Source organism: Micromonospora sp. B9E7, assembly GCF_039871815.1.
Classification (GTDB): Bacteria; Actinomycetota; Actinomycetes; order Mycobacteriales; family Micromonosporaceae; genus Micromonospora.
The window spans coordinates 76492-87917 of sequence record NZ_JBDPLX010000023.1; the positions used below are offsets into that span (position 1 = coordinate 76492).

At 71.5% G+C, this 11426-nt stretch carries 12 protein-coding genes; 8 read left to right on the forward strand and 4 right to left on the reverse strand.

Features of this window, described 5'->3' with window-relative positions; all coding sequences use genetic code 11:
• Positions 1–60: 60 nt before the first annotated feature.
• Positions 61–405 (reverse strand): hypothetical protein, encoded by a 345-nt coding sequence (locus ABGB10_RS27920; protein WP_347663979.1) that lies wholly within the window; start codon positions 403–405, stop codon positions 61–63.
• Between the two features lie 250 nt (positions 406–655).
• Between ABGB10_RS27920 and rapZ the strand changes: the two genes are divergently transcribed.
• The 8 genes from rapZ (at position 656) to ABGB10_RS27960 (ending at position 7838) form a co-directional block, all read left to right on the forward strand.
• Positions 656–1558 (forward strand): RNase adapter RapZ, encoded by a 903-nt coding sequence (gene rapZ, locus ABGB10_RS27925; RefSeq protein ID WP_347664009.1) that lies wholly within the window; start codon positions 656–658, stop codon positions 1556–1558.
• On the forward strand, positions 1555–2706 hold the full coding sequence (locus tag ABGB10_RS27930; RefSeq protein ID WP_347663980.1) for a 2-phospho-L-lactate transferase CofD family protein: 1152 nt from the start codon (positions 1555–1557) through the stop codon (positions 2704–2706). Before rapZ ends, ABGB10_RS27930 begins: the two co-directional genes overlap by 4 nt.
• A 54-nt stretch (positions 2707–2760) precedes the next feature.
• Positions 2761–3741 carry a DNA-binding protein WhiA gene (gene whiA / locus ABGB10_RS27935; RefSeq protein WP_030337350.1) on the forward strand — a complete coding sequence of 327 codons (981 nt, stop codon included), beginning with the start codon at positions 2761–2763 and terminating at the stop codon, positions 3739–3741.
• Positions 3742–4004: 263 nt separating this feature from the next.
• On the forward strand, positions 4005–5009 hold the full coding sequence (gap, locus tag ABGB10_RS27940) for a type I glyceraldehyde-3-phosphate dehydrogenase (RefSeq protein WP_088988543.1): 1005 nt from the start codon (positions 4005–4007) through the stop codon (positions 5007–5009).
• Positions 5006–6205: a phosphoglycerate kinase gene (locus ABGB10_RS27945; RefSeq protein WP_347663981.1), complete on the forward strand. Its 1200-nt coding sequence runs from the start codon at positions 5006–5008 to the stop codon at positions 6203–6205. The genes gap and ABGB10_RS27945 overlap by 4 nt, the downstream gene beginning before the upstream one ends.
• 2 nt (positions 6206–6207) lie before the next feature.
• The gene (gene tpiA, locus ABGB10_RS27950) at positions 6208–6999 is read left to right on the forward strand and encodes a triose-phosphate isomerase (RefSeq protein WP_347663982.1); all 792 of its coding nucleotides are present in this window, start codon (positions 6208–6210) and stop codon (positions 6997–6999) included.
• A gap of 96 nt (positions 7000–7095) precedes the next feature.
• Positions 7096–7356: a preprotein translocase subunit SecG gene (gene secG / locus ABGB10_RS27955; protein ID WP_124816438.1), complete on the forward strand. Its 261-nt coding sequence runs from the start codon at positions 7096–7098 to the stop codon at positions 7354–7356.
• 140 nt (positions 7357–7496) lie between these two features.
• On the forward strand, positions 7497–7838 hold the full coding sequence (locus tag ABGB10_RS27960) for an RNA polymerase-binding protein RbpA (protein WP_347663983.1): 342 nt from the start codon (positions 7497–7499) through the stop codon (positions 7836–7838).
• A gap of 210 nt (positions 7839–8048) precedes the next feature.
• Here ABGB10_RS27960 and pgl read toward each other — a convergent pair whose 3' ends face one another.
• From pgl to zwf, 3 genes are read right to left on the reverse strand one after another with little or no spacing between them, the layout of a single operon-like run.
• A complete protein-coding gene (gene pgl / locus ABGB10_RS27965; protein WP_347663984.1) occupies positions 8049–8819 on the reverse strand; it encodes a 6-phosphogluconolactonase in 771 nt (256 codons plus the stop codon).
• Positions 8812–9840, reverse strand: a complete 1029-nt coding sequence (locus tag ABGB10_RS27970) for a glucose-6-phosphate dehydrogenase assembly protein OpcA (RefSeq protein WP_347663985.1) — start codon at positions 9838–9840, stop codon at positions 8812–8814. The genes pgl and ABGB10_RS27970 overlap by 8 nt, the downstream gene beginning before the upstream one ends.
• Positions 9837–11387, reverse strand: a complete 1551-nt coding sequence (zwf, locus tag ABGB10_RS27975) for a glucose-6-phosphate dehydrogenase (protein ID WP_347664010.1) — start codon at positions 11385–11387, stop codon at positions 9837–9839. Before zwf ends, ABGB10_RS27970 begins: the two co-directional genes overlap by 4 nt.
• Positions 11388–11426: the final 39 nt, after the last annotated feature.

Genomic DNA, 11426 nt, shown 5'->3' on the forward strand with positions numbered 1-11426 from the left:
CGACCCCGACAGCGCCCGCCCGGCGCACCCGGGCCGGATGCACCAGGACGGGCGACGCGGTCAGCCGGGCTGGCTGGACCGGTTGGCCAGGCCCCGTGGCGGGGCCTTCATCCCGACCACGATGTCGACGATCTCGATGTAGCGGGCCTTGTTGCCCATCCGGAAGGCGGTGGCCGCCGCGTTGATCTCCTCCAGGGTGTCGGCCTCGACCATGGTGACCTGGTCGTACTTGCCGTTCACTCCGGTGCAGACGACATGGGTGAGCTGCTTGGCGAAGCGGCCCAGGTCGCGGGCGTGCTCGGCGGAGACCTCGTGGATGCCCTCGCGGCCGAGGGCAAAGTACTCGGGGCTGATCCGCATGAACAGGAAGCCGACGTACTTGTTCTTGTCCGCCAGGTCGTGCATCGCGCCCTCCAGATGTCGGTTTGACCTGTGACGATCACGGTGAGCGTATTGAAGACTACTGATCGTTATCAAGCGCGCTCGGTGTCGGGAGAGCGACCGTCGAACGGTCCGCAGCCGCCGCTCGGCCACGGGTGCCCGGCCTCAACCCGGCGGCGGGATAGAGTCGCTGATTGACCAATCGCGGCCAAAGGCGGCCGCGGCGCCACGGCTGGGGGTACGGGTGAGCGAGGCGCGCACAGTCGGTGACCGGATCGACGACCCGGATGCGGTCGACGGGCAGTCGGCGGCGGAGTCGGACACCACACTCGTGGTGGTCACCGGGCTCTCCGGCGGCGGCCGCAGCACGGTCGCCAGGGCGTTGGAGAACGTCGGCTACTACGTGGTCGACAACCTGCCGCAGGCTCTGATGCTGGACATGGCCGAGTTGGCGTTCAAGGCCGGCGGCGCGGCTCGGCGTACCGCGATGGTGCTGGACGTGCGGTCGCGGGCCTTCTCCACCGACCTGGCCGGGGCGATCCGCGAGCTCAAGGAGCGCGGGTTCTCGCCCCGGGTGGTCTTCGTCGACGCCGACGACGAGGTGTTGATCCGACGGTTCGAGAGCGTTCGCCGTTCGCATCCTCTGCAGGGGGACGGGCGGCTCGCCGACGGCATCGCCGTGGAGCGAGGGCTGCTGGAGGAGGCACGCGACCAGGCGGACGTGATCATCGACACGAGTCACCTGAACGTCAACCAGCTCCGCCGACGTATCGAGGAGCTGTTCGGCGGCGAGGACGCACGCCGCCTGCGGGTCACCGTGCTGTCCTTCGGCTTCAAGTACGGCCTGCCGCCGGACGCCGACTTCGTGCTGGACGCCCGGTTCCTGCCCAACCCGTACTGGGTGCCGGAGTTGCGCGAGCACACCGGGCGGGAGGAGGCGGTCAGCGCGTACGTGCTCGGCCAGGAGGGCGCGGACGCCTTCGTCGCCTCGTACGCCGACCTGGTCAACGCCACCACCACCGGCTTCGAGCGGGAGGGCAAGAGGTACCTCACGGTCGCCGTGGGCTGCACCGGTGGCAAGCACCGTAGCGTCGCCATCGCCGAGGAGTTGGCCGGGCGGCTGCGCCACTCCGGGCTGGCGGCCAACGCCCAGCACCGCGACCTGGGGCGGGAATGACGGCCCGGCGGGTGGTGGCGTTCGGTGGCGGCCACGGGCTGTCCGCCTCGTTGCGCGCGCTGCGGCACTGCGCCCCCGAACTCGACCTCGACATCACCGCGGTGGTCACCGTCGGGGACGACGGCGGCTCCAGTGGCCGGCTGCGCGCCGAGCGGGGTGGTCTGCCCCCGGGTGATCTGCGTCAGGCGCTGGTGGCACTGGCCGGAGACCACCCGGCGACCCGGCGCAGCGCCGGGCTGTTCCAGCACCGCTTCGCCGCCGTGCCGGCCGGCGTACCCGAGCTCGGCGATGCCGACCCGGGCCGGACGGCGACCGATGGTCGCAACCCGGACCAGGCGACCAATGGCCGCAACCCCGACCCGCGCGACCAGGCCGCAACCAGCCTTGGCGCCGACGACCCCGACGCGAACGGCCAGGGCCCGAACGGCCCCGGCGCGGAGCGGGCGAGCGGCCGCGCCGACGGGCTGGCCGGGCACGCGGTGGGCAACCTCGTGCTCTGCGGCCTCATGGAGCTGCTCGGTGACCCGGTGGCCGCGCTGGAGCACGCCGGCGCGATGCTCGGCGCGGTCGGCCGGGTGCTGCCGATGTCCCGGCAGCCGGTCGGCATCGAGGCGCGGGTACGCGGGGTCGACCCCGCCGCCCCCGACGAGGTGCGCACCGTACGCGGCCAACACCAGGTGGCGGTCACCACCGGGCGGGTCGAGTCGTTGCGCCTCACGCCCGCCGCCCCACCGGCCTGCGCCGAGGTGATCGAGGCGATCAGGGCGGCGGACTGGTTGATCTTCGGACCGGGCAGTTGGTACACCAGCGTGCTCCCGCACCTGCTGGTGCCGCAGTTGGCCGACGCGATCGTGTCCACCTCGGCCCGGCGGTTGGTCACGTTGAACCTCGCCGCGGAGAAGGAGACCCTCGGGCTCTCCGTCGCCGACCACCTCGCGGCTCTGCACTGGTACCTGCCCGAGCTCAAGGTGGATCTCGTGCTCGCCGATGCCAAGGCGGTGGGTGACCCCGAACCGGTCGAACGTGCGGCAGAATCGCTGGGTGCCCGCCTGGTCCTCGCCCCCGTCGCCGTCACCGGTGGCACTCCCCGCCATGATCCGGCTGCCTTGGGCGCCGCACTGGTGCCTGTCCTGGGCGCCGATCGTTAGACACGTACGTAATCTCCGGCGACACGCCGGAACCGGTCCGTGAGGGGACGCACAATGGCGATGACGGCCGCGGTCAAGGACGAGCTGAGTCGGGTCGACGTGCCCAAGCCCTGCTGCCGGCGGGCGGAGATGGCCGCGCTGCTGCGCTTCGCCGGCGGGCTGCACATCGTCTCCGGCCGCGTGGTGGTGGAGGCGGAACTGGACACCGGGGCGGTGGCCCGGCGGTTGCGCCGGGAGATCGCCGAGGTCTACGGCTATCCCAGCGAGATCCACGTGCTGGCGTCCGGCGGGCTGCGCAAGGGCAGCCACTTCATCGTGCGGGTGGTCAAGGACGGCGAGGCACTCGCCCGGCAGACCGGCCTGCTCGACGTGCGGGGCCGTCCGGTGCGCGGGCTGCCTCCGCACGTCGTGGCGGCGAACGTCTGCTGCGCGGTCTCCGCGTGGCGGGGGGCGTTCATGGCGCACGGCTCGCTCACCGAACCCGGCCGCTCCAGTGCGTTGGAGATCACCTGCCCGGGGCCGGAGTCGGCGCTGGCGCTGGTCGGCGCGGCGCGGCGCATCGGCATCACCGCGAAGAACCGTGAGGTACGCGGGGTGGACCGGGTGGTCGTCAAGGACGGCGACGCGATCGCCGCGCTGCTCACCCGGATCGGCGCGCACTCCAGCGTGCTGGCCTGGGAGGAGCGTCGGGTACGCCGCGAGGTGCGCGCCACCGCCAACCGGTTGGCCAACTTCGACGACGCCAACCTGCGCCGCTCGGCGCGCGCGGCGGTCGCCGCCGCCGCCCGGGTCACCCGTGCCCTGGAGATCCTCGCCGACGAGGCGCCCAACCACCTGACCGACGCCGGGCGACTGCGACTGGAGCACCGGCAGGCGTCGCTGGAGGAGCTGGGCGCGCTGGCCGACCCGCCGCTGACCAAGGACGCCATTGCCGGGCGGATCCGCCGACTTCTGGCGCTGGCCGACAAGCGGGCCCGGGACCTCGGCATCCCGGATACCGAAGCGGCAGTCACGCCCGACATGCTCGTGGTCTGATAGGACGGTAAGGCCGCACGGTGCGCCCGGGAGCACGACCCGGCGCAGCGTGGTCTCGCACGCTCGGATAAGGTCGCTGCGTACGGCAAGGGGGCCGACACAGGCACTCCTCGTCGTGCACACCGCCTCGGGCGGTCAAGGTCCTCAGACCGCGGCGGGGTGGCCGAGACGAACCGTCAACGGCCGGCTCCAACGGTCGGCGCACACCACTCCGCCGGCCGTTGTCTGAGGCCGGCAGACCAGAACGCGAGGAGATGGGACCTGTGACCATCCGGGTTGGCATCAACGGCTTCGGCCGAATCGGCCGTAACTTCTTCCGGGCAGTGCTGGCGTCTGACGCCGACATCGAGGTCGTGGCGGTGAACGACCTGACCGACAACGGCACGCTCGCCCACCTGCTCAAGTACGACAGCATCCTCGGTCGCCTGCCCTACGAGGTCAAGGCCACCGCCGACGAGATCACCGTCGGTGGCAAGACCATCAAGGCGTACGCCGAGAAGGACCCGTCGAAGCTGCCGTGGGGCGAGGTCGGCGCCGACGTCGTCATCGAGTCCACCGGCTTCTTCACCGACGCCACCAAGGCCAAGGCGCACGTCGACGGCGGGGCCAAGAAGGTCATCATCTCCGCCCCGGCGAAGAACGAGGACGTCACCGTCGTCATGGGTGTCAACCACGACACCTACGACCCGGCGAAGCACACCATCATCTCCAACGCCTCGTGCACCACCAACTGCCTCGCCCCGATGGCGAAGGTCCTGCACGACACGTTCGGCATCCAGCACGGTCTGATGACGACGATCCACGCGTACACCCAGGACCAGAACCTCCAGGACGCGCCGCACTCGGATCTGCGTCGGGCCCGGGCCGCCGCGCTGAACATCGTCCCGACCTCCACCGGCGCCGCCAAGGCGATCGGCCTGGTCCTGCCGGACCTGAAGGGCAAGCTCGACGGGTACGCCCTGCGGGTGCCGATCCCGACCGGCTCGGTCACCGACCTCACCGTCAACGTGGGTCGCGAGACCACCGTGGACGAGGTCAACGCCGCGCTGAAGGCCGCCGCGGACGGCCCGCTCAAGGGCATCCTGGTCTACAACGAGGACCCGATCGTCTCCACCGACATCGTCACCGACCCGGCGTCGTGCATCTTCGACGCGCCGCTGACCAAGGTCGTCGGCAACCAGGTCAAGGTCGTCGGCTGGTACGACAACGAGTGGGGCTACTCCAACCGTCTGGTCGACCTCGTCAAGCTGGTCGGTTCGTCGCTGTGAGCATCCGGACCCTCGACGACCTGCTCGCCGAGGGGGTGTCGGGTCGGCGCGTGCTGGTGCGCGCCGACCTGAACGTCCCGCTCGACAAGCAGACCGGCGCGATCAGTGATGACGGCCGGATCCGTGCGGTGCTGCCGACCCTCGGCGCGCTGGTCGAGGCTGGCGCGAAGGTGGTCGTCTGCTCGCACCTGGGCCGCCCGAAGGGCGCTCCGGACCCGCAGTTCAGCCTGAGCCCGGTCGCCGGGCGGCTCGGTGAGCTGCTCGGCGCTCCGGTGCACTTCGCCACCGACACCGTCGGCGAGTCGGCCCGCTCCACCGTCGCGGACCTGGCCGACGGCCAGGTCGCCCTGCTGGAGAACCTGCGCTTCAACGCGGGCGAGACCAGCAAGGACGAGGCCGAGCGGGGTGCGTTCGCCGACCAGCTCGCCGCGTTCGGCGACGCCTACGTGGACGACGCGTTCGGTGCGGTGCACCGCAAGCACGCCAGCGTCTTCGACGTGCCGGCCCGGTTGCCGCACGTCGCGGGTCGACTGGTGCTGCGTGAGGTCGAGGTGCTCTCCAAGCTCACCGGCGACCCCGAGCGGCCGTACGTGGTGGTGCTCGGTGGGTCGAAGGTGTCCGACAAGCTCGCCGTGATCGAGGCGCTGCTGCCCACGGTCGACCGGCTGCTCATCGGCGGCGGGATGTGCTTCACCTTCCTCAAGGCCCAGGGCCTGGAGGTGGGCACCTCGCTGCTCGAGAAGGACATGGTCGACACCTGCCGCAACCTGCTGGAGCGGGCCAACGGCAAGATCCTGCTCCCGGTCGACGTGGTGGTGGCGGACGCGTTCGCCCCGGACGCCGCGCACGACACGGTCCGCGTGGACGGCATCCCGAGCCACCGGCTCGGGCTGGACGTCGGCCCGGAGACGGTGGCCGGCTTCAGCGCCGCGCTGTCCCAGGCGAAGACGATCTTCTGGAACGGCCCGATGGGCGTGTTCGAGATGCCGGCGTTCGCGGCGGGCACCCGGGGGATCGCCGAGGCGATCACCAAGGCCGACGCGTTCAGCGTCGTCGGTGGCGGTGACTCGGCGGCGGCGGTCCGTGCCCTCGGGCTGGACGAGTCGTCCTTCGGGCACATCTCCACGGGCGGCGGCGCCTCCCTGGAATACCTCGAGGGCAAGACCCTCCCCGGCATCGCGGCCCTGGAGAACTGAACATGGCGAGCACCACCCGTCGGCCGCTGATGGCCGGCAACTGGAAGATGAACCTCAACCACCTCGAGGCCAACCTGCTGGTGCAGAAGCTGGCGGCGAGCCTCACCGAGAAGCAGTTGACCGACGTCGAGACGGTCGTCCTGCCGCCCTTCACCGACCTGCGTACCGTGCAGACCGCGGTGGACGGCGACAAGCTGCTGATCGGCTACGGCGGGCAGGACCTCTCCCCGCACGCGTCCGGCGCGTACACCGGGGACATCTCCGGTCCGCTGCTGGCCAAGCTCGGCTGCACGTACGTGGTGGTCGGGCACTCCGAGCGGCGGGCCTACCACCACGAGGACGACGCGGTCGTCAACGCCAAGGTGAAGGCGGCGCTGACGCACGGCCTGACCCCGATCCTCTGCGTGGGGGAGGGGCTGGACGTCCGCGAGCAGGGCACCCATGTGGCGCACTGCTCCGACCAGCTCGACGGGGGCCTCGCCGGGCTCACCCCCGAGCAGGTGCGGCAGGTCGTGATCGCGTACGAGCCGGTCTGGGCGATCGGCACGGGCAAGACCGCGACCCCGGAGGACGCCCAGGAGGTCTGCGGGGCGATCCGGAAGCGACTGGCGGAGCGTTTCGACCAGGAGACCGCTGACCAGGTCCGGGTCCTGTACGGTGGCTCGGTCAAGGCGTCCAACGTCGCCTCGATCATGGCCCAGCCGGACGTGGACGGCGGTCTGGTGGGGGGCGCCAGCCTGGACGCGGAGGAATTCGCTCAGATCTGCCGCTTCCCGGAGCACCTCGCCCGCTGATCGCTCGGTATCCTTGACACCGCCCGTCCGCCGGTCGGTGCCGCCGTGCCCGATCAGACCGGGCGAGGATCGCTACGAGAGGAACTGACCCCAGCCATGCCGATCTGGTTCGCATACACGTTGATCGTGTTGCTGGTCATCACGAGCATTCTGCTCACCATGCTGATCCTGCTGCACCGCGGCAAGGGCGGCGGTCTGTCGAGCATGTTCGGCGGTGGCGTCAGCTCCAGCCTCGCCGGCTCGTCGGTGGCGGAGAAGAACCTGGACCGTTACACCGTTCTGGTGAGCGTCGTCTGGTTCGCCGCCATCGTCGGCCTCGGGCTCTGGCTCCGCCTGCAAATGAACAGCGGCGCCTGAGCGAGCGCGTCAAGTCGTACAATCTGCGCGCGGTCCGTCACTCGACGGGCCGCGCGCAGGCTTTTCTCCGCTGCACCGCGTCGCCCGCCGCCCACCCCTCGACGACGGCGGGTCCCCTCCGACGACAGGAGCGAGCAGCCGTGCCTAGTGGCAACGTCATCCGTGGCGCCCGGGTCGGGTCCGCACCCATGCGCCCCGACGAGCGGCACCAACCCGCCCCCCGACAGGACGTCACCTACTGGTGCCGCAACGACCACCGGATCGACATCCGGATCGCCGCGGACGCCGAGGCGCCTGCGCTCTGGGACTGCCCCCGCTGTGGCCTACCCGCCGGTCGGGACGCGCAGAACCCGCCAGGCCGGGTCCGCGCCGAACCGTTCAAGAGCCACCTGGCGTACGTGAAGGAGCGGCGTACCGCCGAGGAGGGCGAGGCGCTGCTGGCCGAGGCGCTCGCCGCGCTCCGCCGCCGCCGCGGCGAGTAGGGCGCGGCGTTGCGGGTGGGCGCGGCCGGCGGTGACCGTCGGTCGCCTCTGTGCGGGCGGATGCGACAGTGAGCGATATGCCTCAGAGTCATATTCATACCTCTGAGGCATATCGCTCAACAGCACAATCGGCTCGGCGGGCCAGCCGAAGCGGATAGGTAGCGCCCTTCGCTGCGTCCGCAGCCCCGCCCTGAGTCAGGACCTACTCGCCTAGCGCAGGCTGCGGAGGCGGGCGGGTACGTCGGCTGCCGCGGCCCGGTCGAGCAGCCAGCGGGTACGGCTCACGCCGTGCACCCCGGCGGCCGGCAACTGCACCGGCCCGGCACCGGCCAACGCCATGCCCACCGCACGGGCCTTGTCGGCGCCGCCGGCGACCAACCAGACCTCGTCAGCGGTGTTGATCGTCGGCAGGGTGAGGGTGGTCCGCACCGGCGGCGGTTTGGGGCTGCCCCGCACCGCGCTGCACGGCCGGTTGTCGTAGTGCACCGGGTGCTCGGGGAAGACCGAGGCCACGTGCCCGTCCTCGCCGACGCCCAGCATCAGCACGTCGAAGTGCGGCAGCGTGGCGTGGCCGGGCCGGGCGGCGCGTGCCAACTCCTCGGCGTACGCCGCTGCCGCCGCCTCGGGGTCGTTGCCGGCCGGGCCGTCGGATGCCGGCATCGGGTGCACCCGGGCCGGGTCGAGCGGCACCACGTCCAGCAGGGCGGCCCGAGCCTGGGTCTCGTTGCGGTCCGGGTCGCCGGCGGGCAGGAACCGTTCGTCGCCCCACCACACGTCGACCCGGGACCAGTCCACCGCGTCGCGGGCCGGCAGTGTCGCCACCGCCCGGTAGACGGCCGCGGCGATCCGGCCGCCGGTGAGTACCACCGACGCCTCGCCCCGGTCGGCCTGGGCGTCGAGCAGCTTCACCAGCAACCGGGCGCCCACGGCCTGCGCCAGCAGGTCGGCGTCGGCGTGGACGGCGACACTCGCCTCACTCATGGGATGCGCCTTCGCCGCTCGTGCCGGCGTGCGCGGTGACCCCGGCCTCGGCGCGCCGTGCGGTGGCCGGATCCTTCCAGACGTGCACCCGCTGCGCGGGACGCTGCTCCAACCCCCGCAACCCGACGGTCGCACCCAGCGCCTCCGCGTACACCTGGTCGGCGTCCAGGCGGCGCAGCTCCTCGGCCAGCTCGTCACCGAGCGGGCGGCGGACCAGCGGCAGAGCCCGGTCGTCCTGGCCTGTCCGCCGGAACACGGCCATGCTGTCCTCGCGGGTCAGCGTGAGCTGGTCGCCGTTGGCGCAGCTCAACTGCACCTCCCGCATCCGGGGGAACTCGTTGGTGTCCACCCGGCGCGGGGTGATGCCCAGCCGGCTGGACAGCCAACCGACCATCAGCGCCGCCGTCGGGTCGGTGGGCGGTGCGACGACTGTCGCCTCGGTGACCCGCTCGCTGGTCGTGTCGAACGCCCCCGCGACAAGCGTCCGCCACGGGGTGATCCGGGTCCACGCCAGGTCGGTGTCGCCCGGGGCGTAGTCCCGGGCACGCTGCCGCAGCGCCTCCACCGGGTCGGCCGCCTGCGCCGAGTCGGTGATCCTCCGGTCGGCGACCACCCCGAGGAAGTCGGTGGCGATCTCCGCCGGTGGCTCCCCGTGCCACCAGGTGACCACCGGTACGTCGGGGACGAGCAGCGGCATCACGACCGACTCGGCGTGCAGGGCCAGCCGACCGTACATCCGGGTGACCACCGCCTCGCACGGGCCGAGCCGACCGCCGACGACGATCTCCGCGTCGAGCCGGTTGCGGTCCCGCTCGATCTCGGAGCGGACCACCACCACCAGCCGGCACGGGTGGGCGGCGGCGGCGATCGTCGCCGCCGCCTCCGCCTCCCGAACCCGCTTCTCGTCCACGACCACGATGAGGGTGAGCGCCATACCGCTGGCCACCCCGCCGGCGCTGCGCCGCTCGGCGGCGAGCGCCTTGACCACCTCGTTGCCGGTGGTGTCCCACAGCCCGATCATGCTCGTCTCCAAGCGCGACCCTCACGGGCCAGCATCTCGTCGGAGGCCCGCGGCCCCCACTCACCGGCCCGGTACGGCTCCGGTGTGGTGCCCGCCCAGGCGTGCTCCAGCGGGTCGATCACCTGCCAGCTCTGCTCGACCTCGGCGGCGTCCGGGAACAGGGTGCGGTCGCCGATCAGCACGTCCAGGACGAGACGTTCGTACGCCTCCGGGCTGGACTCGGTGAACGCCTCGCCGTACTGGAAGTCCATCGCGATGTCGCGGACCTCCATGGTCGTGCCCGGCACCTTCGAGCCGAACTTGAGCACCACGCCCTCGTCCGGCTGCACCCGGATGACGAGCTGGTTGTTGCCCAGCGACTCCATGTCGGCGTCGTTGAACGGCAGGTGTGGCGCCTTCTTGAACATGATGGCGACCTCGGTGACCCGCCGGGGCAGCCGCTTGCCGGCTCGGATGTAGAACGGCACCTCCGCCCAGCGGCGGTTCTGGATGCCCAGCCGCACCGCCACGTACGTCTCCGTGGTGGAGTCGCTGGGAACGTCCCGCTCGTCCAGGTAACCGACCGCGCGTTCGCCGCCGACCCAGCCGGGCAGGTACTGACCGCGGACGGTGTCCCGGGCGACGTCCTTGGGCAGGGTGATCGCCTTGAGCACCTTCAGCTTCTCGGCCCGGATCTCGTCGGCGTCGAAGCTGGTCGGCTCCTCCATCGCCACCAGGGCGAGCAGTTGGAGCAGGTGGTTCTGCAGCACGTCGCGGGCGGTGCCGACGGTGTCGTAGAAGCCGGCGCGACTGCCGATGCCGACGTCCTCGGCCATGGTGATCTGTACCGAGTCGACGTACTTCGAGTTCCACAGCGGCTCGAACAGGTTGTTGGCGAACCGCAGGGCCAGGATGTTCTGGACCGTCTCCTTGCCCAGGTAGTGGTCGATCCGGAAGACGTCCTCGCGGGTGAACACGTCGTCGACGAGGTCGTTGAGCGCCTTCGCCGACGGCAGGTCGTTGCCGAACGGCTTCTCCACCACCACCCGCCGCCAACCACCGGACTTCTCGTTGTCGGCCATTCCGGTGCGGGCCAACTGCTTGAGCACGACGGGGAACGCGGCCGGCGGGATGGAGAAGTAGAAGGCCGCGTTGCCGGTGATGCCGTGGGTCTGCCGCAGGTCGTCAAGCGTCGAGGCCAGGGTGTCGAAGGCCGCGTCGTCGTCGAACGAGCCGCCGACGAACTTGATGTTGCCGGCCAGACGTGCCCACACCTCGTCCCGCCACGGGGTGCGCGCGTGCTTGCGGGCCGCCTCACACGCGAGCGTCTCGAAGTCGCCGTCCCCCCAGTCGCGGCGCGCGAAGCCGAGCACCACGAAGCCGGGCGGCAACAGCCCCCGGTTGGCCAGGTCGTAGACCGCGGGGAGCAGCTTCTTGCGGGCCAGGTCGCCGGTCACCCCGAAGATCACCAGAGCGCAGGGCTCCGGGATCCGGGGCAACCGGCGGTCCTGCGGGTCGCGCAGGGGGTTCGTGGAGCCATCTTCGGTTCGCGACTCCGGGGCTCGCAACCCCGGCTCACTCCTCGCGCTCACGGTGCCCCCTCGCTT